Origin of the sequence: Teichococcus deserti, assembly GCF_001982615.1 — a bacterium.
Classification (GTDB): Bacteria; Pseudomonadota; Alphaproteobacteria; order Acetobacterales; family Acetobacteraceae; genus Pseudoroseomonas; species Pseudoroseomonas deserti.
On the sequence record NZ_MLCO01000096.1, the window covers coordinates 1 to 22,965 of the forward strand.

General features: G+C 72.3%; 23 protein-coding genes. 5 read left to right on the forward strand and 18 right to left on the reverse strand.

Annotation, left to right across the window (positions count from 1 at the left end):
* Both BKE38_RS32000 and BKE38_RS11910 read left to right on the forward strand, forming a co-directional pair.
* Positions 1–2,161: ATP-binding protein (locus BKE38_RS32000; RefSeq protein ID WP_076957533.1), on the forward strand; the 2,161-nt coding region annotated here is incomplete at its 5' end.
* A 132-nt stretch (positions 2,162–2,293) separates the two neighbouring features.
* On the forward strand, positions 2,294–2,518 hold the full coding sequence (locus BKE38_RS11910) for a hypothetical protein (RefSeq protein WP_076957534.1): 225 nt from the start codon (positions 2,294–2,296) through the stop codon (positions 2,516–2,518).
* 32 nt (positions 2,519–2,550) lie between these two features.
* Here BKE38_RS11910 and BKE38_RS11915 read toward each other — a convergent pair whose 3' ends face one another.
* A complete protein-coding gene (locus tag BKE38_RS11915; protein WP_131829575.1) occupies positions 2,551–2,928 on the reverse strand; it encodes a response regulator in 378 nt (125 codons plus the stop codon).
* A gap of 631 nt (positions 2,929–3,559) precedes the next feature.
* On the opposite strand from BKE38_RS11915, the gene BKE38_RS11920 reads away from it, so the two are divergent.
* Positions 3,560–4,474, forward strand: a complete 915-nt coding sequence (locus BKE38_RS11920; protein WP_076957536.1) for a c-type cytochrome — start codon at positions 3,560–3,562, stop codon at positions 4,472–4,474.
* Here the strand turns inward: BKE38_RS11920 and BKE38_RS11925 are convergent.
* The 17 genes from BKE38_RS11925 to BKE38_RS12005 form a co-directional block, all read right to left on the reverse strand.
* Entirely contained in the window at positions 4,471–4,866 is a 396-nt protein-coding gene (locus tag BKE38_RS11925; RefSeq protein WP_076957537.1) for a c-type cytochrome, read from the reverse strand. The two genes, BKE38_RS11920 and BKE38_RS11925, sit on opposite strands and share 4 nt — an antisense overlap.
* The gene (locus BKE38_RS11930) at positions 4,847–5,731 is read right to left on the reverse strand and encodes a cytochrome c oxidase assembly protein (protein WP_076957538.1); all 885 of its coding nucleotides are present in this window, start codon (positions 5,729–5,731) and stop codon (positions 4,847–4,849) included. The genes BKE38_RS11925 and BKE38_RS11930 overlap by 20 nt, the downstream gene beginning before the upstream one ends.
* Positions 5,719–6,039, reverse strand: coding sequence for a hypothetical protein (locus tag BKE38_RS11935; RefSeq protein ID WP_207553551.1), 321 nt, complete (start codon positions 6,037–6,039; stop codon positions 5,719–5,721). Before BKE38_RS11935 ends, BKE38_RS11930 begins: the two co-directional genes overlap by 13 nt.
* Positions 6,036–6,638 carry a cytochrome c oxidase subunit 3 gene (locus tag BKE38_RS11940; protein WP_076957539.1) on the reverse strand — a complete coding sequence of 201 codons (603 nt, stop codon included), beginning with the start codon at positions 6,636–6,638 and terminating at the stop codon, positions 6,036–6,038. Before BKE38_RS11940 ends, BKE38_RS11935 begins: the two co-directional genes overlap by 4 nt.
* Positions 6,638–8,536, reverse strand: coding sequence for a cytochrome c oxidase subunit I (ctaD, locus tag BKE38_RS11945; RefSeq protein WP_076957540.1), 1,899 nt, complete (start codon positions 8,534–8,536; stop codon positions 6,638–6,640). Before ctaD ends, BKE38_RS11940 begins: the two co-directional genes overlap by 1 nt.
* The gene (gene coxB, locus BKE38_RS11950; protein ID WP_076957541.1) at positions 8,533–9,504 is read right to left on the reverse strand and encodes a cytochrome c oxidase subunit II; all 972 of its coding nucleotides are present in this window, start codon (positions 9,502–9,504) and stop codon (positions 8,533–8,535) included. The genes ctaD and coxB overlap by 4 nt, the downstream gene beginning before the upstream one ends.
* The gene (locus tag BKE38_RS11955; protein ID WP_242662328.1) at positions 9,505–9,945 is read right to left on the reverse strand and encodes a c-type cytochrome; all 441 of its coding nucleotides are present in this window, start codon (positions 9,943–9,945) and stop codon (positions 9,505–9,507) included.
* 156 nt (positions 9,946–10,101) lie between these two features.
* The gene (locus tag BKE38_RS11960; protein WP_076957543.1) at positions 10,102–10,887 is read right to left on the reverse strand and encodes an SDR family NAD(P)-dependent oxidoreductase; all 786 of its coding nucleotides are present in this window, start codon (positions 10,885–10,887) and stop codon (positions 10,102–10,104) included.
* A 31-nt stretch (positions 10,888–10,918) separates the two neighbouring features.
* Complete coding sequence (locus BKE38_RS11965; RefSeq protein ID WP_076957544.1) at positions 10,919–12,088, reverse strand: zinc-dependent alcohol dehydrogenase; 1,170 nt, start codon at positions 12,086–12,088, stop codon at positions 10,919–10,921.
* Positions 12,089–12,340: 252 nt separating this feature from the next.
* Positions 12,341–13,342 carry a UDP-glucuronic acid decarboxylase family protein gene (locus BKE38_RS11970; protein WP_076957545.1) on the reverse strand — a complete coding sequence of 334 codons (1,002 nt, stop codon included), beginning with the start codon at positions 13,340–13,342 and terminating at the stop codon, positions 12,341–12,343.
* A gap of 37 nt (positions 13,343–13,379) precedes the next feature.
* A complete protein-coding gene (locus BKE38_RS11975; protein ID WP_076957546.1) occupies positions 13,380–15,077 on the reverse strand; it encodes a hypothetical protein in 1,698 nt (565 codons plus the stop codon).
* Between the two features lie 6 nt (positions 15,078–15,083).
* Positions 15,084–16,112 carry a Gfo/Idh/MocA family protein gene (locus BKE38_RS11980; protein ID WP_076957547.1) on the reverse strand — a complete coding sequence of 343 codons (1,029 nt, stop codon included), beginning with the start codon at positions 16,110–16,112 and terminating at the stop codon, positions 15,084–15,086.
* Positions 16,109–17,065, reverse strand: coding sequence for an MDR/zinc-dependent alcohol dehydrogenase-like family protein (locus BKE38_RS11985; RefSeq protein ID WP_083747503.1), 957 nt, complete (start codon positions 17,063–17,065; stop codon positions 16,109–16,111). Before BKE38_RS11985 ends, BKE38_RS11980 begins: the two co-directional genes overlap by 4 nt.
* Positions 17,066–17,072: 7 nt before the next feature.
* On the reverse strand, positions 17,073–17,957 hold the full coding sequence (locus BKE38_RS11990) for a beta-xylosidase (RefSeq protein ID WP_076957549.1): 885 nt from the start codon (positions 17,955–17,957) through the stop codon (positions 17,073–17,075).
* Positions 17,957–18,712, reverse strand: coding sequence for a TIGR04290 family methyltransferase (locus BKE38_RS11995; RefSeq protein WP_076957550.1), 756 nt, complete (start codon positions 18,710–18,712; stop codon positions 17,957–17,959). Before BKE38_RS11995 ends, BKE38_RS11990 begins: the two co-directional genes overlap by 1 nt.
* Complete coding sequence (locus tag BKE38_RS12000; RefSeq protein ID WP_076957551.1) at positions 18,709–19,308, reverse strand: histidine phosphatase family protein; 600 nt, start codon at positions 19,306–19,308, stop codon at positions 18,709–18,711. The genes BKE38_RS11995 and BKE38_RS12000 overlap by 4 nt, the downstream gene beginning before the upstream one ends.
* Positions 19,309–19,317: 9 nt before the next feature.
* Positions 19,318–20,400, reverse strand: a complete 1,083-nt coding sequence (locus BKE38_RS12005) for an inositol-3-phosphate synthase (protein ID WP_242662329.1) — start codon at positions 20,398–20,400, stop codon at positions 19,318–19,320.
* 266 nt (positions 20,401–20,666) lie between these two features.
* Between BKE38_RS12005 and BKE38_RS12010 the strand changes: the two genes are divergently transcribed.
* Complete coding sequence (locus tag BKE38_RS12010; RefSeq protein WP_207553552.1) at positions 20,667–21,776, forward strand: NAD-dependent epimerase/dehydratase family protein; 1,110 nt, start codon at positions 20,667–20,669, stop codon at positions 21,774–21,776.
* Complete coding sequence (locus BKE38_RS12015; protein ID WP_076957554.1) at positions 21,773–22,822, forward strand: SDR family NAD(P)-dependent oxidoreductase; 1,050 nt, start codon at positions 21,773–21,775, stop codon at positions 22,820–22,822. The genes BKE38_RS12010 and BKE38_RS12015 overlap by 4 nt, the downstream gene beginning before the upstream one ends.
* Positions 22,823–22,965: the final 143 nt, after the last annotated feature.

Below are 22,965 nucleotides of genomic sequence, written 5' to 3' on the forward strand. Positions count from 1 at the left end.
CCCGCTGACCCGGCTGATCGGGCGCGAGGCCGACCTGCAGGCGGTGCTGGCCCTGCTGGCGCCCAGCCGCTCCTCGGGCCGGCTGGTGACGCTGCTCGGCCCCGGCGGCATCGGCAAGACGCGGCTGGCGCTGGAGGTGGCAGACCAGGCCGCGGCCGGCTTCCCCGACGGCGTCTGGCTGGCGGAGCTCGGCCCGCTGGCCGATCCGGCCGCCCTGCCGCTCGCCGTCGCCCGGGCGCTGGGCATCGACGTGCGCAACTTCGCCTATCGCGCGGCGATCCTGCTGTGGCTGGCGCCGCGGCGCGGCCTGCTGCTGCTGGACAATTGCGAGCACATGCCGGAGGCCGCCGCGGCGATGGCCGAGGCGATCCTGCGCGCCTGCCCGCAGATGGCGATCCTGGCCACCAGCCGCGAGCCGCTGCGCGCCGAGGGCGAGCTGCACCACCGCCTGGCGCCCCTCGCCTTGGCCGAGCCGGAAGAAGGCGCCGACCCCGCGCCCGAGGATTTCCCGGCCAGCGCTTTGTTCCTGGAGCGCGCGCGGGCGGTGATCGGCCCCTTCACCCCCGATCCGGCGCAGGCGCGCGACATCCTGGCGATCTGCCGAAGCCTGGACGGCCTGCCGCTGGCGCTGGAGCTCGCCGCGCCGCTGCTGCAGACGCAGCACCCGGCGCAGCTGCGCGCCCGGCTGGAGCAGCGCCTGCCGCCGCTGGCCGCCGGCCGCCGCACCGCCCCGGCCCGGCAGCAGACCCTGGCGGCGACGCTGGACTGGAGCCTGGCCCTGCTGGCCCCGGCGGAGCTGGCCCTGCTGCGCCCGCTGGCCGCGCCGCGCGGCAGCTGGAGCCTGGAGGCGGCGCTCTGCCTCGCCGGCGCGGCGATGGCACCGGATGCGGTGCAGGCCGCGGTGGCCAGGCTGGTCGACACGTCGCTGGTGCAGGCCGACCTGGCGCGCGACCCGCCGCGCTACCGGCTGCTGCAGGCGACGCGCTCCGCCCTGCTCGACCGCCTGCCGGCCGGCGAGGCCGAGGGCGCCCAGGCGCGCCTGGCCGAGTGGCTGGCTGGCCTGTGCCGCCGCGCCGCCGCCGACTGGGAGACGATGCCCGATGCCGCCTGGCATGCCCGCTACCGCCCCGAGCTGGACATGCTGCGCGGCAGCCTGGCCTGGGCGCTGGAGGAAGCGGGCGACCCGGCGCAGGGCGCACTGCTGGCCAGCCTCAGCGAGACCTTCTGGAGCGAATTCGCCTCGACCGGCGAGCTGACGCGCTGGTTCGACCGCGCGCTGGCGATCCTGCCCCCGGGCGCCTTGTCGCCGGAAGTCGAGGCGCGCCTGCTGCTCGGCCGCAGCGGCTGGCTGGCGATCGGCGAGGCCGGGGCCGCAGACGCCGCCGGGCGCGCTGTCGCCTTGCTGCAGGATGCGCCTTCCCCGCTGCTGGGCCGCGCGCTGGCGCAGCAGGCGCTGCACCGGATCATGGCGGGCGAGGCCGCCGGCATCGGCGCCCTGCTGCAGCAGGCCGCCGCCTGCTTCCTGGGCTGGGCCGATACCAAGGCCCCGCTCGGACTGCGCCGCGTGGAGGCGCTGGCGATGCTGCGCCAGGGCGCGTCGGAGGAGGCGCGGCCGCTCCTTGCCGCGGCGATACAGGCGGCGGCCAGGCTCGGCGCGGCGCGCGACCAGGCGCTGCTGCTGGGCGATCTTGCCGAGCTGGAGTTTCTCGCGGGCGACATCGACCAGGCCGCGGCCCTGGTGGAGCAGGCCCTGTCGGTGCTCGGCCCGGCCCGGTCGCGCAGCGCCTGGGTGCAGCACCTGCATGGCGCGCTGGCCAGCTACAGCCTGATGCGCGGCGATGTCGACGGCGCGCGCCGGCTCAGCGCCGACCGGCTCTATGCGACCCGCATCATGGGCATGCCGCGGGAAGTGGCGGCCAATCTGGAACGCGCCGGCCTGCTCGCCGCGCGGGAAGGAAAGCCACGGCTCGGCGCCCGGCTGATGGGCTTCGCCGAGGCCCGGCAGGACCAGGCCGGCCACCAGCGCAGCCCGAGCAGCCAGGCGGTGCACGACCGGCTGCTGGCCGAGGTCAGCGCGGCGCTGGCTCCGGCGGATCTGTCAGCCCTGCGCGCCGAAGGGGCGGGGCTGAGCGAAGAGATGGCGGCCGCCGCGACGGCCTGACGGCAGGCCCCCCTGACGGCGGGATCCGGTAAACATGTTACCGTGCCGAGATAAACGGGATGCGCTTGGCTCCGGGCTGTCAGGCTATGCTCCGCCTGGCGGTCCCGCCGGTCTCGGACCATGGAGCGAGCTATGCACAGGCTGGAAACGTCCTTGCAGATGGCCAGGCGCCACGTCCTGGAAAACGAGCTTCGCATCGCCGACCAGGAAGCCGTTCTCGCACGCCTGAAGCTCTGTCGAGCGCCCGCCTTGGAAGAGGTCGCGGAAGAGATGCTTCGTCTCTTTCGCCGCATCCAGGGTCAAGCACGCGATCATCTCAGGCGCCTGGAACGCGATGAGTCGGCCAATTCCTCCTGATCCAAGGACATCGCCAGCCCGGCTTCGGTGCATCACGGCACGTCAGCGGATGCCGTGGTCCAGAAGGACGCCGTCGCCGGCGGCGCGAACAGCGCTTCGACCGCCTGCTCGAGCTGATGATCGAGGAAGGGATAGATCAGCTGCGGACGACCGCGCCGCAGCGGATGTGTCTGCGGCAGATGGAGATGGGTCAGCAGCAGGGATGGAATGTTCCAGGCCGCCAGCCTGAAGGCTAGTACGGCGGCGAGAGTGCCTTCGCGCAGCTCGGCATTGAAAATCACCGCCTGAACGGCATTGTCGCTGACAATGTCATGCGCCTGCGCTTCAGTGGCAGCCGGCCCAAGTTGAAAAACGCCGCGCTTTCGCAGCACATCGCAAAGATGCCTGGCGATGAGGTAGCTCGGCTCCACAACCAAGATTCTCTTACCAAAAAGTCTATTATTAACATATGACATGATGTCCGGCCTCTTTTTGCTTTATGGGCACGGCAATCAATTAGATTATTCGGAAAATATCTCACAAAGATTCAGTTGCAAGGATTTATTTCTGAAACGATCTCATCTCCATGGATTGGTCAGAGGCAATCCCGGGAGCGAGCGCTTTCTGATCGAGCGGGGGTCCGTCGATGATGTCCATCATGGTGATCAGTGGCGCAACCTGCAGGCAGCCTTCTCCATCAGGCTGGCGGCAACCTCCGGCAGCAACCCCTTCCCGGGATTGCTCCGCGTCTCCTGCAGTTGCCGCCGAGGCGGTCCAGGCCCGGTGCCGCTCTGCAACCGGTCGGACCCATCCGGCAGCGCCGGCATGGCATCTGGGCCGCGACCCCAATGCGGACTTCAGCATGACCGCTGATCGAGGATGCCGCTCCACCAGAGGCCCCTTCGCGACGGCGCCACGATGCCGGAAAGGGAATGCCGTGACGATCGGCCCAGGGTTGAAGCAGACCTTGACCGGGCTGCCTGGACGCCAGCTTTGCTGGATCGCCGGTCGCGGCACGGCAGCCCTGGGCGGGAGCAGGCTCGCCGGGGTCGCCGGCCGGCGATGACGAGGCGCCGGCTGCTCGGCCTGCTTGGCGCCGCCGGGCTGACGATGGCGGGCCTGGCCTGGCAGACAAGCGCGCCGCGTCCGGGCTTTGGCGAGGATGCCGTCACCCGCTTCGAGGGCGGCGACGCCACGCGCGGCGCGCGGGTCTTCGCCGCCGGCGACTGCGGCTCCTGCCACGCGGGGCCCGGCCAGGCGGACCGGCTTCGACTCGGCGGCGGCAGGGTGCTGGCAGCGCCCTTCGGCCGCTTCCACGTGCCGAACATCTCGCCGCATCCGCGCGACGGCATCGGTGCCTGGCGCGGGGTGGACCTGGCCAATGCGCTGCTCTCCGGCGTCTCGCCGCAGGGCGCGCATTACTACCCGGCCTTCCCCTATGTCGCCTATGCGCGGATGACACCCGAAGACGTTGCCGACCTCTTCGCCTATCTGCGCAGCCTGCCGCCGGTCGAGGGCCGGCCGCCGCCGCATGAGCTGCCCTTCCCGCTGACCATCCGCCGCAGCCTGGGGCTGTGGAAGTTCCTGTTCCTCGACACCACGCCCTTCGAGCCGGTCGCCGGGCGCGACGCCGAATGGCATCGCGGCCGCTATCTGGTGGAGGCGGTGGCGCATTGCGCCGAATGCCATTCGTCGCGCAATGCGGCCGGCGCCATCCGCGGCGCAACCCGGCATGCCGGCGGGCCGGATCCGGAAGGCATGGGCTTCGCGCCCAACATCACGCCGACCGGGCTGCAGGGCTGGGGCGAGACCGATCTGACGCGCCTGCTTGCCACCGGCGAAAGGCCGGATGGCCGCCGCGTCGGCGCCGGCATGGCGGATGTGGTGTTCAACACCGCGCAACTGCCGGAGGCGGACCGCCGGGCCATGGCGCGCTACATCCTGTCGCTGCCGCCGCGCCCGACGCCGCAGCCCTAGCGGCTGTAGAGCCAGGCGGCGACGTCGCGCGCCCCGGCCTCGGTCAGTCCGGTGGGCGGCATGCCGGCATCGGGGCGCAGCGCGCGTGGATCGACCAGCCAGCGCACCAGGGTCTCGCCGGTGTTGCGCTGGTTGCCGCCGATCAGCACGCGCTGCCGCAGCGCGATCAGCGCCGGGCCGACGCGGCCATCGGCGCCGGCCAGCCCTGGGATGGCGTGGCAGCCGCCGCAGCCATGGCGGCGCATCAGTTCGGCAGCGCGCTCCGGCACGCCGCCGGTCAGCGCCACCGCGACCTCCCGGCGCTCGGCCGCGTCGCTCCACGCCCGCCAGCCGCCCCAGCCGGCGAGGGCGAGCAGCGCCAGCAGGCCTGCGCTAGCCCAGCCGCGCGGCATCGGCCAGCCTCCCCGCGCGGCGCAGCCAGGCGGCCAGGCAGAGCAGCATGGCCGCCGCATAGGCGATGCCGCCCGGCACCCACATCACCAGCCCGGCCAGCTGCTGGTCCTGCAGCGGGTCGAGCCCCCAGAGCGCCGCCTGCGCCGTCTGCCGCGCATAGAGCACCCGCGGCGCGAAGGTCAGCAGCGCGCCCAGCACCCCGGTCGACATCAGCGTGACGAAAAGATGCAGCAGCGCCAGGCCGGGATCGGCGCGGTGCCGCAGCGCCCACCAGAACAGCAGCGCCGACAGCAGGAAGCTCAGATGCTGCGCGCGGTGCAGCGCGGCGCTGTCCAGCGTGGCGTCGAAGACGGGCGGCACGTGCCACAGCCAGATCGCCGCGCTGTGCAGCAGGGTCGCCATCGCCGGCCAGGTCAGCAGCCGCCACAGCGGCTGCCAGAACGGGCCGCGCCCCAGCCGGCCCAGCCCTGGCCGCCAGCGTGCCGGCAGTGCCCAGCAGGCGGCACCGACCGGGCGGCCCAGCACCAGCAGCGGCGCGGCCAGCAGCATGACCAGCTCATGCTCGATCATGTGCGCGGTGAACAGATGCTCGCCCCACCAGTGCAGCGGCGAGCAGAGGGCGAGGGCCAGCACCAGCCAGCCGGATAGCCAGGCCAGCGCCGGTGCCGCGCCGATGCCGCGCCCGATCCCGGCATGCCGCCACAGCCGCGCCAGCCCCAAGGCATAGAGCGCCAGCGCCAGCAGCAGCGGCGCGGCCACCCAGGGGTCGAAGCTCCAGCGCGGGATCTCGCCATGCGGGTCGCCGCCATGCGCCAGGGCCGGGCCGCCCGCGAGCAGCAGGGCGAGGGCGATCAGCGCGCGCATGGATCGACCAGCAGCGTCGCCAGCAGCTGCAGCAGCATGGCGAAGGCGAAGAGCAGCCCGATCAGCAGGCCGAGCCCGGCCAGGAAGCGACGCGGCGCCGCCTGGCCGCGGCGCGCGGCGGCGGCGGCGAGCGCCGAGGCCAGCGACAGCGCGATGCCGCCCCCGGTCAGCCAGGCGCTGGCGGCCGGCGGCGGGGCGCCGCATTCGGCATGGGGCAGCAGCTGCCCTGCCTGCATCAGCGCCGCCCAGAGCAGCGGCCCGGCCAGCAGCCCCGCCAGCGTGCCGAGCAGCGACAGGTGCCGGGTCACAGCCGCGGCAGCCCGTAGAGGCAGCCGAAGATCGGCAGCCAGGTCAGCACGACGAAATACCAGTAGAGCGCGCCGTCCTGCACGTCGCCATAGCGGCGCGGATGGTCGCCATGCCGGGTGAAGAAGAGGAAGCACAGCACATAGGTCTCGACCAGGTCGGTCAGGATATGGGTGGTGTGCAGGCCGAGCAGCAGCCAGACCGCCGAGCCATAGGCGCTGTCGTCCCAGGACACGCCGAAGGCCGCGAATTCGAAGATGCGCAGCAGCAGCGGCGCGGTGCCGAAGCCGGCCATCAGCAGCAGGCCGAGCCGCGTCCGCTTCAGGTCGCCGGCCCGTGCCCAGCGCATCAGCAGGAGGTTCGGCACCAGGCTGGCCAGCAGCAGCAGGGTCACGCCGAGGCCGGGGCCCCAGGCCGGCGGCGGCGCACCCTGGCGCCAGCCGGGGTCCAGGCTGCCGAGATAGAGATAGACCGCGACCGCCAGCGCGAAGCCGGTGCCCTCGATCAGCATGAAGGCCAGCGTGCCCCACCAGGTCAGGCTGCCGCTGGAGGGCGCATCCTCCGGCAGGCGGGACAGGTCGAGGACGGCGCGGCGCTGCATCAGCGGTCCTCCTCCGCGGTCTTCGGCCAGAACCAGGCGACCAGCGCGGCCGTGGTGGGAATGGCGCCCCAGACCACCGCCCAGGGGGTGAAGATCGAGCCGATCAGCAGCGCCGTGGTCGCGAGCGCCGCCCAGAAGGGCCAGATGCTGTCCTCGGGCGAGGGCTCGCGCGTTTCCGGACTGGCGGCCAGCACGGTGGTCAGCAGCACCTCGCGCCGGTCGGTGGCCAGTCCGGTCGCCACCGGCAGCGGCCCGTTGCCGTCCCAGAGCGGCGCCGCCGTCCGCACCACGGGGAGGGCCGCGAAGTTGTAGGGCGGCGGCGGCGAGCTGGTGGCCCATTCCAGCGTGCCGGCATCCCACGGGTTGTCGCCGGCCGGCGCGCCGCGCCGCAGGCTGAGCGCGACATCGACCAGCAGCAGCAGGAAGCCCGCCGCCAGCAGCAGGGCGCTGGCGCTGACGAAGAGGTTGACGCCCGCCCAGCCCATCTCCGGCGGATAGGTGTAGACCCGGCGCGGCATGCCGGCGAGGCCCAGCCAGTGCATCGGGAAGAAGGTCAGGTTGAAGCCGAGGATCAGCAGCCCGGCGACCCAGCGGCCGCGCGCCTCGCTCAGCCGGCGGCCGGTGAATTTGGGGAACCAGTAGTAGAGCGCGCCGATCAGCGGAAACACCGCGCCGCCGACCAGCACGTAGTGGAAATGCGCCACGACGAAATAGCTGTCATGCAGCTGGGTATCCAGCGGCACCGCGGCCACCATGACGCCGGTCATGCCGCCCAGGATGAAGGTGGCGAAGAAGCCGATGATGAACAGCATCGGCGTACGCGTCAGGTCGCCCGGCCGCGGCTCGGCCCGCCACAGCGTCGCCAGCCAGCAGAAGATCTGCAGCCCGCTGGGCACCGCGATCGCCATGGAGGAGGCGGTGAAGAAGCTCTCGCCCAGGCGCGGCAGGCCGGTGGTGAACATGTGGTGCACCCAGAGGCCGAAGGCCAAAATGCCGGTGCCGACCAGCGCCAGCACCAGGGGCAGGTAGCCGAAGACCGGGCGGCGACAGAAGGTCGGCAGCATGGTCGAGATCATGCCGACCGCCGGCAGGAAGATGATGTAGACCTCCGGATGGCCGAAGAACCAGAAGAGATGCTGCCACAGCAGCACGTCCCCGCCCTCGGCCGGGTTGTAGAAATGCGTGCCCACCAGCCGGTCGAGGATCATCGCCGTGCTGCCGATCATCACCGCCGGCATCGCCAGGATGATGGCGAAGGCGGTGACCAGCATGGCCCAGGCGAAGAGCGGCATGCGGTCCAGCGCCATGCCCGGCGCGCGCTGCTTGAAGACCGTGGCAACGATCGAGATGGCGACGGCCAGCGCGGCGAGCTCGGTGAAGGTCACCATCTGCGCCCAGATGTCGGCGCGCTTGCCGGCGCCGTATTGCGGCCCGGCCAGCGGCACATAGGCGAACCAGCCGACATCCGGCGCCATGTCGATCAGCAGGCTGCCCCAGAGCAGCAGCCCGCCCGCCAGGTAGATCCAGTAGGAGAAGGCGTTCAGCCGCGGGAAGGCGATGTTGCGGGTGCCCAGCATCAGCGGCAGCAGATAGACGCCCATCGCCTCCATCACCGGCACGGCGAAGAGGAACATCATGCTGGTGCCGTGGGTGGTGAAGAGCTGGTTGTAGAGATCGGGGGTCAGCCACCGCGCCTCGGGCGTCGCCAGCTGCCAGCGCATCGCCAGCGCCGCCAGCCCGCCCAGCAGCAGGAAGACGAAGGCGGTGGCGATGTAGCGGCGGCCGATCACCTTGTGGTCGACGGCGGCCAGCGCGCCCCAGAAGCCGGGGCGGCGCGACCAGGCGCGGGCCAGGGCGGCTTCCTCGGCCGCGGTCGGCAGGGCGGGCTGCGCGCTCACCGCAGGCTCGCCAGATAGGCGGTGAGGGCGCGCAGCTCGTCCGGCGCCAGCTCGACCCGCGGCATGGCGTTGCCCGGCTTGATCTGCTGCGGATCGGCGATCCAGGCGGCGATGCTGCCCGGCGTCATCGGCAGCATTCCGGCTGCCAGGGTGTCGCGCGAGGCCAGATGCGTCAGGTCCGGCCCGAGCTGCCCCGCCGCCCGGCTGCCGCGCAGCGCATGGCAGGCGCCGCAGGCTTTCTCCTCGAGCAGCCGGCGGCCCCAGGCGAGCTCGGGATCGGCGGGCGCCGCCGGCGTCGCGCGCTGCGCCGCCATCCAGGCGGCGAAATCCTCCGGCGGCTCGACCACCACCATCAGCGCCATATGCGCATGCTGCAGCCCGCAGAACTCGGCGCATTGCGCGCGGTAGCGGCCCGGGGTCAGCGGCGTCAGGGTCAGCGCATTGTCGCGGCCGGGGATCATGTCCTGCTTGCCCGCCAGATTGGGCACCCAGAAGGAATGGATGACATCTGCCGCCGAGAGCTCGATGCGCGCGGCACGGCCGGCCGGCAGGCGGATCTCGTTGGCGGTGACCAGCCCGCCCCCCGGCCCCGGATAGGTCACCTGCCACCACCACTGGTAGCCGCGCAGCTGCACCACCAGCGGCGCGGCGGCATCGTCGGACAGGCCATGGGTGGCGCGATAGCTGGCCAGGGTCAGCCCGGCCACCACCAGCGCGGTGGCGAGCGTCGCCGCCGTCACGACGCGGCCGGCGCGGCGTTCGCCGGATGGCGCGGCCGAGACAGCGCGGCGGCGCAGCGCGACCGCCAGCACCAGCAGCACCGCCAGCCAGATCAGCCCGAGCACGGCGACGAACAGCCAGAACAGCGCGCCCAGCCGCTGCGCGACGCTCCCCTGGGGGTCGAGCGCCGACTGCGCCCCGGTGCAGCCGGCGAGCGGAAGCAGCAGCAGGGCGACGCCCGCGCGCATCTAGCGCGGCTCCTGCGCGGCGGGGGCGCGGTTCTCGGCCGGCCGGGTCTGCGGCGCGTCGTCTCGGCCGGGGGCGGCCAGGGAGGCGCGATAGGCGCCCAGATGCTGCAGATAGCCGACCAGCTGCCACAGCTGCTCCGGCGGCAGGCGGTCGCGGAAGGCGGGCATGCCGCCGGGGCGGCCGTCGCGCAGCGTCAGGTAGAGCGTCACCGGGTCCTGGCCGTAATTCCACCAGCCATCCATCAGCGAGGGCCCGGGCAGGCTGGCGGCCTGGCCGCCGCTGCCGCCGCCACGGCCATCGCCATGGCAGGTCGGGCAGCCGAAGCCGGCATAGAGCCGCTTGCCCTGCGCCACCTGCCAGGCGTTGTTCTGGAAGGGATGGCCCAGCGCCGCCTCGACCGGCGGCGGCCGGCCGCCGATGCCGCCGGGCGACACCGCCACGGCATCCAGCGCCGCGGCGGCCGGCGGGTCAAGCCGCGGCTGGCGCTGCTCGCGCTTGCAGCCGGACAGCAGCAGGGCGGCGACCGCCAGGGCGACGCCCGGGCCAAGCGGGCGCGGGGCGACCAGGCGCGCCTCCCCTCACCCGGCGGCTGCCGCTCAGCCTTCCTCCTTCGGCTCGGCCATGCGGCGGTGCATGGCGGCCAGGACCGGCGCCGGCGTGACATGCGCCATCGCCGCCTGCAGCTTGTTCTTGACGCCGCTGACCACATCGCCGTCGCCGGCCTTCATCGCGGCATAGCCGGTGCGGGCGACATCGGCCGGATCGTCCTTCGCAGCCTGCCCGACCGAGGTGTCGAGCATGCCGGCGCGCTCGAAGAAGCGGGTCTCGGTGGGGCCCGGCATCAGGCAGGTCACCGTGACGCCGCTGTCCTTCAGCTCGTCGCGCAGCGCGTGGCTGAAGGAATCGATGAAGGCCTTGCTGCCGTTGTAGACCGCCTGGTAGCTGCCGGGCATGAAGCCGGCGATCGAGCCGGTGAGCAGGATGCGCCCCGATCCGCGCGCCCGCATCTGCTGGCCCACCGCATGCAGCAGCCGCAGCGTGCCGGTGACATTGGTGTCGACCACATGTCGGATGGCGGAGAAGTCCTGGTCGAGGAAGGCATGGCCGAGGCCGCGGCCGGCATTGGCCAGCAGCGCGTCGACCGGGCGGCCGGCCAGCGCGGCGAGCAGGGCCTCCACCCCCGCCTCCGTCGCCAGATCCGCCTGCACCGCGGTCACCGCGCCGCCCAGGCTGCGCAGCGCAAAGGCGACCTGCTCGATCTCCGGCTCGTCGGCGGCGATGATCAGGTCATGGCCGTCCTCGGCGCAGCAGCGCGCGAGGGCGAGACCGATGCCGCTGGAGGCGCCGGTCACCAGCGCCAGGGGGCGGGGCTCGATGGTCATGCGGGGGCACTCCTTGTAGCGGGGGCGCGCATCACGGCTTCAGCACCACCTTGATGCAGCCATCCTTCTTGTCGCGGAAGGTCTTGTAGAGGTCGGGGCCGTCCTCCAGCCGCGCCGTGTGGGTGACGACGAAGGAGGGGTCGATCTCGCCCTTCTCGATGCGCTGCAGCAGCTCGGGCAGGTAGCGCTGCACCGGCGTCTGCGCCATGCGGAAGGTCAGGCCGCGGTTGATCGCCGAGCCCATCGGGATCTTGTCGAGGAAGCCGCCATAGACGCCGACGATCGAGACGGTGCCGAAGTTGCGGCAGCAATGGATCGCCTGGCGCAGCACATGCGGCCGGTCGGTGCCCATGAAGGTCGCGACCTTCACCCGGTCGATCAGGCTGTCGAGGCTGGCGGTCGCATCCGCCTCCGACCCCACCGCGTCGATGCAGGCATCGGCGCCGCGGCCCTGGGTCAGCTGCATGATTCGGTCGTAGATGTCCTCTTCCTTGAAGTCGAGCGTCAGCGCGCCGGCCTGCCGCGCCATGGCCAGCCGCTCGGGCACGGTGTCGATGGCGATGACGCGCTCGGCGCCCAGCAGGAAGGCCGAGCGGATGGCGAATTGCCCGACCGGGCCGCAGCCCCAGATCGCCACCGTCTCGCCGCCGGTCAGGCCGCAGAGATCGGCCGCCATGTAGCCGGTGGGGAAGATGTCGGAGAGGAACAGCGCCTGCTCGTCCGGCATGCCGTCGGGGATCTTGATCGGCCCGACATCGGCATAGGGCACGCGCAGATATTCCGCCTGGCCGCCGGCATAGCCGCCCAGCAGATGCGAGTAGCCGAACAGCCCCGCCGGCGAATTGCCCCAGAGCTTGGTCGCCGCCTCGCGGTTCGGATTGCTGCGCTCGCAGGCCGAGTAGTAGCCGCGGCTGCAGAAGAAGCACGCGCCGCAGGAGATGGTGAAGGGCACCACCACGCGGTCGCCGACCTTGAGCGTCTTGTTGTCGCGGCCGACCTCGACCACCTCGCCCATGGTCTCGTGGCCCATGATGTCGCCATGCTCCATGCCGGGGATCACCCCGTCATAGATATGCAGGTCGGAACCGCAGATGGCGCAGGCGGTGACGCGGATGATGGCGTCCTGGCCGTGCTGGATCTCGGGATCCTTCACCGCCTCGCAGCGGATGTCGGACTTGCCGTGCCAGGTCAGCGCCTTCATGCCGCGCGCCCCTGCCGGTGGCGGGGAGCTTGCGGGCAGGCAGTGCGTTGCTGAGGCATGCGGCGAATCCTTTTCCCGTTCGGCCAGGCCGGCAGCGCGGCCCGGCCGGAATGACAGGGAAACGGCATGCCCCAGGGTGGAGTTGTATGACCGACAAAGAAAATCAGAATAACATAAGTAAATATCAGCAAGTTTCAGAAGGGTACCGGCAGTGCAGCACAAGCTGCGCAGCCCCGCCTGGCGGTGCCGCCGCTAATGCACCGGCGGCGCCGCGGCCTGGCGGAAGCCCGGATCGATGCCGCCTTCACCACGGCTGAGCAGCGCGTCGAAATGCGCGATGGTGCGGGCCAGGCCTTCGCGCAGCGGCACCGTCGGCTGCCAGCCCAGCGCCTTCCGCGCCAGGCTGATATCCGGGCGACGCTGGCGCGGATCGTCCTGCGGCAGCGGCCGGAACACCAGGCGCGAGCGGGAGCCGGTCATCTCGACGACCATCCGCGCCAGCTCGGCGATGGTGAATTCCTCCGGATTGCCCAGATTGACCGGTCCGCTCAGCCCGGCATCGCTGTTCATCAGCCGCAGGAAGCCTTCGATCAGGTCGTCGACATAGCAGAAGGACCGGGTCTGGCTGCCGTCACCGAACAGGGTGATGTCCTGCCCGGTCAGCGCCTGGACGATGAAGCTGGAGACCACGCGGCCATCATTGGGATGCATGCGCGGGCCATAGGTGTTGAAGATCCGCGCCACCTTGACCTCGACGCCGTGCTGGCGGTGATAGTCGAAGAACAGCGTCTCGGCGCAGCGCTTGCCCTCGTCGTAGCAGGAGCGCGCGCCGATCGGATTGACATGGCCCCAATAGGCCTCGGTCTGCGGATGCTGCTCGGGATCGCCATAGACCTCCGAGGTCGAGGCCTGGAAGATCCGCGCCTTCACCCGCTTGGCCAGGCCCAGCATGTTGATGGCGCCCGCGACATTGGTCTTCACCGTCTGCACCGGGTCACGCTGGTAATGCACCGGCGAGGCCGGGCAGGCCAGGTTGTAGATGGCGTCGCACTCGACATAGAGCGGCAGGCAGACGTCGTGGCGCATCACCTCGAAGCGCGGATGCCGCAGCAGCGCGGTCAGATTGCCGCGCGAGCCGGTGAAGAAGTTGTCGACGCAGATGACGTGATGGCCCTCGGCGAGCAGGCGTTCGCAGAGATGCGAGCCGAGAAAGCCCCCGCCGCCGGTGACCAGGATGCTGGCTTCGCCTTGCATGGCGCGTTTCCTCACAGGAAGCCGGGTTGATGATGTGTCACAGCCGCCGCGCCAGCGCCGCGGCATAGGCGTCGGTGCGGCCGAGGCGGACGGCCTCGGCCGGCCAATGGGCGTGGCTGGCCGCCGCCATGGCGCGGGCGCCGAGCTGGAAGGCCGGGTAGCAGCGGCGGTGGAAGTCGAGCAGCGCGCCGTGCTGCGGCCACCCCAGCCGTTCTTCCAGCGCCGCCAGCAGCCGGTCGCCGTCGAGTCCGAGCTCGAGCTCGGCGCCGGCAACGTCCCAGGCGATGTCCTGGCAGCCGACCAGGTCATGCGCCGCATGGTGGTCCAGCGCATCGGCCTTCAGCAGCCGGCCATCGGCCCGATGCAGCCATTCCCAGGGCTGCATGCGGCCGTCGGTGCGGCAGGGCCGGGCCAGCGCCGCCAGCCGGTCGAGCGGCGGCGCCTGATCGCGCAGCGCCTGGCCGGCGGCGTCGCCCAGCGCCAGGCCGGTGTTGACGCAGGCCATCTCCCACAGCGCCGCCGGCGCCGCCCCCTGCCCGGCCGGCACCGGGAAATGCCGGGCGCGGAAGGCCAGGTAGCGCAGCACGGTGTCGAACAGCAGCCCTGGCTCGGCCCGGCGCTGGTCCAGCCCCTCGGCCGTTTCCCAGGCCTCCAGCGAGAAGCCGTGGCGCAACCCGCGCCAGGCAGGGATGAAGCCGGCGCGCGACAGGGCCCGGGCCAGCGGCGCCTTGCGCCGGCCGGCCTCGCCCAGCCCGCAGAAGCGCGCCAGCCAGCGCTGCCCGCCGGCCTGCAGCAGGACCTTGCGCCGCTCCTGCAGCGAATCCACCGGCGGCCAGGCGGCCTCGCTGCCATAGCGCAGCCCGCGCCAGGCGCCGCCCGACAGATCCTGCGGCGGCGCCTCGGGCGGGCCGGCCAGCGGCGCCAGCCAGGCGCCCAGATCCGGCTGCAGCGGCGCGACATGCCGCGGCAGGCGCTGCCACAGCGCGCGATGCGCGGCGCTGGCCTGGGCGCCCGGCAGGCCGGCATGGCCGGGAAACAGATGCAGCCGCCCGGCCGGATGGCCGGCCTCGAGCAGCGCCTCAGCCACCGCGGCCATCGAGCTGCCGGACAGGCCCGGCCCCTCGTCGACGATGGCGAAGGCGGGGGCGGGTTCGGCCAGCCGCGCCTGCAGCGCCGGGGCCAGCGCCAGGCGGCGGCGGAAGGGCGGGCCGGTCGGACGCAAGGTCAGCGGCGGCGCAGCACCCAGGGCGGCGGCCACCATGGCGGCCAGCGCCAGGCCGATGCTGCGCAGCCCGATCACCCGCGTCGACGGGCCCAGCCCCGAGGCCAGCGCCGCCTGCCAGTGCCCCTCCGGATAGAGGGCGTAGAAGGAAAAACCCTCCGGCTGGCGCAGCCGCAGCCGCGCCGGCCAGCCGGCGGCGCGTTGGGGCACTGGCGGCAGGTTGGCCAGGGTCCGGAAGCCGGAGCGCCAGGACTGGCCCAGCGCCGTGGCCAGCCGCATCACCAGGGCCAGGCTGGCCGCCTGGGTGGGGCTGGGGTCGTCCTGGCCGGCGGCCTCGAACTCGGCATCGGCCAGGCCCTGGGCCAGCCCTGCAGCCTGGCAGAAGGCCTCGGCCAGCACGGCATGGCGCGGCAGGCCGGCCGGCATGGCGCCCAGGCGGCGCAGCCGGCCGGCCAGCCGGTCCAGGGCCTGGTCCGGCGCCACCTCCTGCCAGGCATCGCCATAGACCAGCATGGCGCGCTACCCGGCGCCGACGGCGGCGAGCGCCGGCAGGGAGGGGCGGCCATAGAGCCGGTCGAGCAGCCGCGCCACCTCGAGCAGCTCGGCCGCCGCCGGATCGAAACGCCCCCCCTGCCCCAGCCGCCGCGCCCAGTCGACGGCGGCGCGGCCGCCCCAGTCGTCGGGCGGGCTGACGAGGACCTCTTCCCGGGTGCCGCGCAGCTGCACCGCCTCGAAGTCGTAGAAGGAGCCGCCGATGTTGCGCAGCGCAGCACCCCCCTCGGTGCCGTGGAAGGTGGCGCCGATCACCGCCTCGCGCCCGGCATGCAGCCGCCAGGAACAGGCCAGGCGCAGCACGGTGCCCTCGGCGGTCTGCAGCTGGGCGGTGGCATAGTCCTCGACCTCGCCGGCATCGGGCGGCAGCGGAAGGCCCTGCGCCTGCAGCAGGCCGGCGGCCTGGGGCACCGCCGGGAAGCCCAGCACCCACATCGCCAGATCCAGCAGATGCACGCCCAGGTCGATCAGGCAGCCGCCGCCCGACTGCGCCTTGTCGTAGAACCAGGGCTTGTCCGGGCCGTAGGCATTGTGGAAAACCAGGTCGACGGCATGGATGCGGCCCAGCGCGCCGCCCTGGGCCAGGGCGCGGATGCGCTGCATTGCCGCGGTGCCGCGATAGGACAGGTCGACGGCCAGCAGCCGGTCGGCCTGCCGCGCCGCCTGCAGCACCGCCGCCACCTCGGCCGCGTCGCGGCCCAGCGGCTTCTGGCAGAAGACGGCGACCCCCTGGCGCAGCGCCTGCAGCGCCTGCGCCGCATGCTGCGCAGAAGGCGTGGCGATGACGACGCCGTCCAGCCGCTCGCCCAGCAGCGCGTCCAGGTCCGGCAGCCGGCGCGCCCCCGGCACCAGCGCGGCGGCGGCGTCGAGCGCCTCTGGCACGGCATCGGCGATGGCGACGATCTCGGCCAGGCCCGCGTCGCGGATCGCCGCCAGCCGGTGCCGGCCGATCCAGCCGGTGCCGAGAAAACCGAGACGGGGGAGCGCCGCGCTCATGCCAGCCGGATCCAGGCCTTGACGAAGCCCTCCGGGCGGTCGCGGGTGGCGTCCAGCGCCTCGCCCAGCCGGTCCAGCGGATATTCGTGGCTGCACAGCCCGTCCAGCGGCAGCCGGCCCTCCGCCACCGCCTGCAGCGCCGCCTGCATGCCCTGGCGATAGACCGCCGGGTCGCGCTCATGCGCGTTGATCACGTCGAGGCCGCGCCAGTTCCACAGCCCCATCGACACCTGGCGCGCGCCGTCCTGGTGGTAGCCGGCGATGATCAGCCGGCCGCGCTCGGCGGTCAGCTCGGCGGCCAGGTCGAGCGGCCATTGCTTGCCCACCGCCTCGATGACGCGCGGGCAGAGCCGGCCTTCGGTCAGCGCCTGGACGCGGGCGATGATCGCCTGGTGGTCCTGCATCGGGATGGTTTCGGCAGCCCCCATGCGGCGGGCGAGCGCGAGCGAGGTCGGCCGGCGCGAGATGGCGATGACCCGCGCCCCGGCCCGGCTGGCCAGCCGCGTCAGCAGCGCGCCGAGGAAGCCGATGCCGATGATCGCGACATCCTGCCCGGCGCGGATCTCCGACCGGGCAAAGATGTTCATGGCGCAGCCGAGCGGCTCGGCCGGGAAGGGCTGTCCGTCGAGTTCGGGCGGCAGAGGCAGCACCGCCTCTGCCTCGGCCAGGTCGTATTCGGCATAGGCATGGTAGGAGAGCGCGCCGACCCGCTGGCCCAGCCAGCTTTCCGCGACGCCGGGGCCGACGGCATCCACGACCCCCCAGCCCTCATGGCCGAGCCCGCCCGGCTCGGTCGGGAAGCGCATCCAGTCCGGCCCGGCCCAGGGCGTCAGGTTGGAGGCGCAGACGCCGCAGCCCTGCAGCTTCAGCCGCAGCTGGCCGGGGCCCGGCATCGGCCGCGGCGCCTCGCGGATCTCGACGCGGCCGGGCCCGGTCAGCACGGCCGCGCGCATCGACCCGTCATGCATAGCGGCGCACCATGTCCGCGCAGAACTGGGCGAATTCCAGCGGCTCGTAGGGCGGGCTGGTGTGGTGCTGGCCAGGCCCGCGATGCTCCGGCGTGAAGCAGAAGGTGACGGTGACCTCGAATTCCTCCAGCGCGCGCATCTGCCGGTCGAACCAGGCCAGCGCGTCGGGGCGGAAGCTGTCGGCCCAGGACAGGCCGGTGCGCAGGTGGCGGATGCCGAGCCGCTTCATCCAGGTCACCGCATCCTCCAGCCGGTGGTCCTCGAAGTTGAACCACTGGCAGAGGCCGAGCGCCGGCGTGTGGCGGCCGAATTCCTCCAGCGCCAGCTTCGGCGTGCCGTCCTCGCGCAGCAGCCCCATGTGGAAATGCCGGTAGTAGGAGGAGCCCTCGGCCTCGCGGTGGCGGGTCGTCGCCTCCCAGGCGCGCGGCAGGTCGTAGAGGCTGTACCAGTGGATGCGCGGCGCCTGGCCGGCCAGCAGCTGCGCCGTGCGCTGCAGCCCCCAGAGCTGCACCTCCTCGGCGCCGAAGGTGGAGACGCCGACCTCGGAGACCCAGACCGGCAGCTCGGTCACCGCGCGGATCTCGGCGAGCTTGGCCGGCCATTCATGGATCTGCCAGAGGTTCCAGTCGAGCGGGAAGCCGTGCACGGCGACGGCCTCCATCTCGGCCAGCACGCCGCGCTCGCCCATCTTCATGATGAAGACCGGATCGATCGGCGAGATGCCGCCCAGCACCCGCGGCAGCCTGCTGCTCTCGGCGCGGATCGCCTGGCCGGCCAGCCGCGCCGTCTCGGCGAAGATCATCCAGTCGGGGTCGAGCCCAGGATCCCAATGCGACTTGTTGTTGGGCTCGTTCCAGATCATCGCCGCTTCGAGCATCAGCCAGGGGTCCTCGCGGGGTAGACGGCGCCGGCGCCGTAGGGAAGGTCGGCCGCGCGGCAGAGATAGGTCTCGCGGTCGGGGTTCTGCAGGATCTCGAAGCCGGCATTGCGCAGCATGGCCTCGGCGCAGGCGCGGTTCGGCAGCCACCAGTTGGTGGGATCGCCGGCATAGCGGTGCTCGATGAAATGCAGCTTCGGATAGCCGGGCCGGGCCAGATGCGCCTCGGCCTCGAAGTCGTAATCGGACTCGACGGGCTCCACCTCGCGCGCGCCGCGCTGCATGGTCTGGAACAGCAGAAGGTCGCCCACGACATGCTCGCGCAGAAGGTCGAGCGCCAGCAGCGGATGCCGCAGGTGGTAGAGCACGCCCATGAAGATCACCAGGTCGAAGCGCTCGCCCAAGCGCCCCACATCGAAGACCGACATCTGCCGGTATTCGACATCGAGGCCGAGCTCGGCGGCGGCGAAGCGGGCCTGAGCGAGGTAATGCGCATCGGCATCGATGCCGAGCACCCGGGCGGCGCCGCGCCGCTTCATCTCCAGCGCGTAGAAGCCGCCGTTGCAGCCGATGTCGAGCACGCTGCGGCCGGTCAGATCCTGCGGCACCAGCTGCGAGAAGTGCTGCCAGACCTTGCGCGGGAAATCGCCGAGCGGATGCTCGGGCGCGGTCATCACGCCATGCAGCTCGATGTTGTGGAACCAGGGTCCCAGCGCCGCGATGCGGGCCCGCCGTGCGTCCAGTCCGCCGCTCATGCATCCTCCCCTGTCTCGTTCAGCCGCAGCAGCTTGCCGCCGCCCGGCCAGAGCGCGCAGGCGGTCAGCGAGGCCGGCGCCACCTCGAAGCGCGCATGCGCCGCGATGCCGAGGCCGAGCAGCGCGCAGACCGCCGCCTTGATGACGTCGGCATGGCTGACCAGCGCGATGCGCCCGTCGGGATGGCGCTGCCGCAGCCGCTCGATCAGCCCGATGATGCGCGCCGTCACCTCGGCCATGCTCTCGCCGCCGGGCGGCCGGGCGCGGTCGCGCTCGGCGTTCCAGGCCTCCCAGCCAGGCTCGCCGGCGAGCGCATCGAAGCGCTGCCCGCTCCAGGCGCCGACATCGATTTCGGTCGCGTCGGGCTCGATCTCCGGCGTCAGCGCCAGCCGGTCGCCGATCGCCGCCGCGGTCTGCCGGCAGCGCTGCAGCGGGCTGCTGTAGAGCGCCTCCAGCGCCTCGCGCCGCAGCCGCGCGCCGAGGCGGCCGGCCTGGGCGAGACCCGCCTCGCCCAGCGCGATGCCGGGCAGCCGGCCGCAGAGCCGGTGCAGCTCGCCATGCGCCGCGTGCCGCAGCAGGAACAGCGTGGTGGCCAAGGCGGCGCGTCAGCCCTGGCCGGCGATGAAGCGCTCGACGGCCAGCCGCGCCTCCTCGTCGGTCAGCTGCTCGGGCGGCGATTTCATATAGTAGCTGGAAGGCCCGGCCAGCACGCCGCCGATGCCGCGGTCCAGCGCCAGCCGGGCGCAGCGCACCGCATCGACCACGATCCCGGCGGAATTCGGCGAATCCCAGACCTCGAGCTTGAGCTCGATGTTCAGCGGCTGGTCGCCGAAGCCGGTCGCCTCCATGCGGATATGCGCCCATTTGCGGTCGGTCAGCCAGGGCACATGGTCGCTGGGCCCGATATGCACGGCATCCGCCGGCAGCGGCATGCCGAGCTGGCTGGTCACCGCGCGGGTCTTCGAGATCTTCTTCGATTCCAGCCGGTCGCGCTCCAGCATGTTGCGGAAGTCGCTGTTGCCGCCGAAATTCAGCTGATAGGTGCGGTCGAGCCGCAGCCCGCGCTCCGCCAGCAGCCGGGTCAGCACGCGGTGCAGGATGGTGGCGCCGACCTGGCTCTTGATGTCGTCGCCGACCAGCGGCAGGCCGCGCTCGGCGAAGCGGCGGCGCCAGGCCGGGTCGGAGGCGATGAAGACGGGGACGCAATTGACGAAGGCGCAGCCGGCGGCCAGCGCCTGCTCGGCGTAGAACTCGGTCGCGCGCTGCGCGCCGACGGGAAGGTAGGAGACCAGCACCTCGGTGCCGCTGCGGCGCAGGGACTCGGCGACATCAGCGACCGGTTCCGCGGACTCCTCGATCTCGTCCTCGAGATAGCGGCCGATGCCGTCCAGCGTCGGGCCACGCTCGACGGTGACGCCGGTCATCGGCACCTCGGCGAAAATCGCCGTGTTGTTCGGCGGCGCCAGCAGGGCCTGCGCGGCGTCCCGCCCGACCTTCCCCGCATGGACGTCGAAGGCCGAGGCGAGGACGATGTCGCGCGGACGGTAGCCACCGAGATCGGCATGCATCAGACCGGGCGGCGTCTCGTTGGCGCCGACGTCGCGATAATGCTGCAGCCCCTGCAGCAGCGCCGAGGCGCAATTGCCAAGCCCGACGACACCCAGGCGGATCGATCGCGATGCGGACACGCGAATTCCTTTCAGCGGCATGCGGCAGCGCCGCGCCTTGGACCGGCATCGTCACGACCTTCTTTGTACCCTAGGGCAGGGATCCGGGCGCGAAACTAACGCATGTGAATAAATAAAAGTGACGGCTCGGCCTGCTCGCGGACCCTCGTTGATTCCAAAGGAAAGTTCCTCACAGATTTATTTTCGTCGATTCGCTGTTCCGGCTTTGCGCTTGATCATCTTCTTCCCCCGGCATCAGCATGCCGCCCTTCGCAAGGAATGAATGTGTGGCGGATACCATCCTGATCACCGGCGGCGCCGGCTTCATCGGCTGCCATCTGGCGAAGGCGTTGCTGGAGCGTGGCCACCGGATCCGCGTGCTCGACGCCCTGATCGAGCAGGTGCATGGCGACACGCCACGCCCGCTGCTGCCGGCCGACGTCGAGCTGATCCGCGGCGACGTGCGCGACGAGGCCGCCGTCGCCCGCGCGCTGCGCAGCGTCGACAAGGTGGTCCACCTGGCCGCGGAGGTCGGCGTCGGCCAGAGCATGTATGCCGTGGAGCGCTACACCTCGGTCAACGAGCTCGGCACCGCGGTGCTGTTCCAGCAGCTGATCGCGCAGCCGGTGCAGCGCGTCGTCGTCGCCTCCTCGATGAGCATCTATGGCGAAGGGCTCTATCGCGACGCCGACAACCTGCTGCACGAGGATGTCACGCGCGGGCCGCGCCGGCCCGGCCAGGGCTGGGATCCCGTCGATTCGCAGGGACGGCCGCTGCGACCGGTGCCGACGCCGGAAAGCAAGCGCCCTGCCCTCGCCTCGGTCTATGCCATCGGCAAGTTCGCGCAGGAGCGCATGACGCTGACCCTGGCGCCGGCCTATGGCATGGAGGGCGTCGCGCTGCGGCTGTGGAACGCCTACGGCCCGGGTCAGGCGCTGTCCAACCCCTATACCGGCGTGCTGGCGATCTTCGCCGCGCGCCTGCTGCACGGCCAGAGCCCGATGATCTTCGAGGATGGCGAGCAGCGCCGCGACTTCGTCCATGTGCGCGACGTCGCCCGCGCCTTCGTGCTCGCGCTCGAGACGCCGCAGGCGGCCGGCCAGGTCTACAACATCGGCAGCGGGCTGAACCGCAGCGTGGCCGAGGTCGCGCTGTCGCTCGCCGCCGCCATGGGCCGGCCGGAGATCGCCCCCGAGATCACCGGCAAGGCGCGCAGCGGCGACATCCGCCACAACATCCCCGACATCGGCAAGGCCGAGGCCGAGCTCGGCTATGCCGCCAGCGGTGACTTCACCGCCGACCTGGCGGAGCTCGCCGAATGGGTCGCGGCGCAGCAGGCCGAGGACCGCGTGCAGCAGGCACGGCACGAGCTCGAGGCCCGGGGGCTGGTGGCATGACCGCGCCGATCCTGGTCACCGGCGGCGCCGGCTTCATCGGCAGCAACCTGGCCGACCGCCTGGCCGGGCTCGGCCATGACGTGCTGGTCTATGATTCGCTGGCCCGGCCCGGCGTCGAGCGCAACCTGCGCTGGCTGCAGCAGCGCCATCCGCAGCGCGTCACCGCCGTCGTCGCCGATCTGCGCGACGAGGCGACGCTGCGCCGCGCCGCGCAGGAGGCCTCGGCCGTCTTCCACCTGGCGGCGCAGGTTGCGGTCACCACCAGCCTGACCGCGCCGGTCGAGGATTTCGACGTCAACCTGCGCGGCACCTTCCTGCTGCTCGAGGCGCTGCGCCAGCGCGGCGAGGCGGTGCCGCTGGTCTTCGCCAGCACCAACAAGGTCTATGGCGGCCTCGGCGAGATCGCGCTGCAGCGCGGCGCCGAGGGCTATCACCCGGTCGACCCGCAGCTGCATGCGCATGGCATCGGCGAGCAGCAGCCGCTCGACTTCCACACGCCCTATGGCTGCTCCAAGGGCGCGGCCGACCAGTATGTGCTGGATTACGGCCGCAGCTTCGGCCTGCCGGTCGCCGTGCTGCGCATGAGCTGCATCTACGGCCAGCGGCAGATGGGCACCGAGGACCAGGGCTGGGTCGCGCATTTCCTGCTGCGCGCCCTGGCCGGCGAGCCGATCACCCTGTTCGGCGACGGCTTCCAGGTGCGCGACCTGCTGCATGTCGATGACGCCGTCGACGCCTATCTCGCCGCCTGGCGGCAGGCGCCGCGCCTCGGCGGCCGCGCGCTGAACCTCGGCGGCGGCCCGGCCAATGCGGTCAGCCTGCGCCAGGTGATCGACGCGATCGAGGCGCTGACCGGCCGCGCCGTCACCGTCGAGCGCGCCGAATGGCGGGCCGGCGACCAGCGCTACTACGTGTCCGACACGCGCGCCGCGCGGCAGCAGCTGGGCCTCGCCGCGCCGCTCTCCTGGCGCGAAGGCCTGGCGCGGCTCGCCGCCTGGCTGCAGCAGGCGGAGGCGCCGCGGCGCAGGGCGCCCGCGCTGCCGTGACGGCGCCGCGCCAGCTCTTCATGACCGCGGACGCTGTCGGCGGCGTCTGGACCTATGCGCTCGATCTGGCGCGCGGCCTGGCAGCGGAAGGCGTGCGCGTCAGCCTGGCGGTCACCGGCCCGGCGCCCGGCGCTGCGCAGCGT

What these genes read in the sequence shown, in the direction of transcription:
- BKE38_RS11910 (WP_076957534.1), top strand. Translation starts at nt 2,294, where the DNA reads ATGCACAGGCTGGAAACGTCCTTGCAGATGGCCAGGCGCCACGTCCTG.
- BKE38_RS11920 (WP_076957536.1), top strand. Translation starts at nt 3,560, where the DNA reads ATGACGAGGCGCCGGCTGCTCGGCCTGCTTGGCGCCGCCGGGCTGACG.
- BKE38_RS11925 (WP_076957537.1), bottom strand. Translation starts at nt 4,866, where the DNA reads ATGCCGCGCGGCTGGGCTAGCGCAGGCCTGCTGGCGCTGCTCGCCCTC.
- BKE38_RS11930 (WP_076957538.1), bottom strand. Translation starts at nt 5,731, where the DNA reads ATGCGCGCGCTGATCGCCCTCGCCCTGCTGCTCGCGGGCGGCCCGGCC.
- BKE38_RS11940 (WP_076957539.1), bottom strand. Translation starts at nt 6,638, where the DNA reads ATGCAGCGCCGCGCCGTCCTCGACCTGTCCCGCCTGCCGGAGGATGCG.
- coxB (WP_076957541.1), bottom strand. Translation starts at nt 9,504, where the DNA reads ATGCGCGCGGGCGTCGCCCTGCTGCTGCTTCCGCTCGCCGGCTGCACC.
- BKE38_RS11960 (WP_076957543.1), bottom strand. Translation starts at nt 10,887, where the DNA reads ATGACCATCGAGCCCCGCCCCCTGGCGCTGGTGACCGGCGCCTCCAGC.
- BKE38_RS11965 (WP_076957544.1), bottom strand. Translation starts at nt 12,088, where the DNA reads ATGAAGGCGCTGACCTGGCACGGCAAGTCCGACATCCGCTGCGAGGCG.
- BKE38_RS11970 (WP_076957545.1), bottom strand. Translation starts at nt 13,342, where the DNA reads ATGCAAGGCGAAGCCAGCATCCTGGTCACCGGCGGCGGGGGCTTTCTC.
- BKE38_RS11975 (WP_076957546.1), bottom strand. Translation starts at nt 15,077, where the DNA reads ATGCTGGTCTATGGCGATGCCTGGCAGGAGGTGGCGCCGGACCAGGCC.
- BKE38_RS11980 (WP_076957547.1), bottom strand. Translation starts at nt 16,112, where the DNA reads ATGAGCGCGGCGCTCCCCCGTCTCGGTTTTCTCGGCACCGGCTGGATC.
- BKE38_RS11985 (WP_083747503.1), bottom strand. Translation starts at nt 17,065, where the DNA reads ATGCGCGCGGCCGTGCTGACCGGGCCCGGCCGCGTCGAGATCCGCGAG.
- BKE38_RS11990 (WP_076957549.1), bottom strand. Translation starts at nt 17,957, where the DNA reads ATGCTCGAAGCGGCGATGATCTGGAACGAGCCCAACAACAAGTCGCAT.
- BKE38_RS11995 (WP_076957550.1), bottom strand. Translation starts at nt 18,712, where the DNA reads ATGAGCGGCGGACTGGACGCACGGCGGGCCCGCATCGCGGCGCTGGGA.
- BKE38_RS12015 (WP_076957554.1), top strand. Translation starts at nt 21,773, where the DNA reads ATGACCGCGCCGATCCTGGTCACCGGCGGCGCCGGCTTCATCGGCAGC.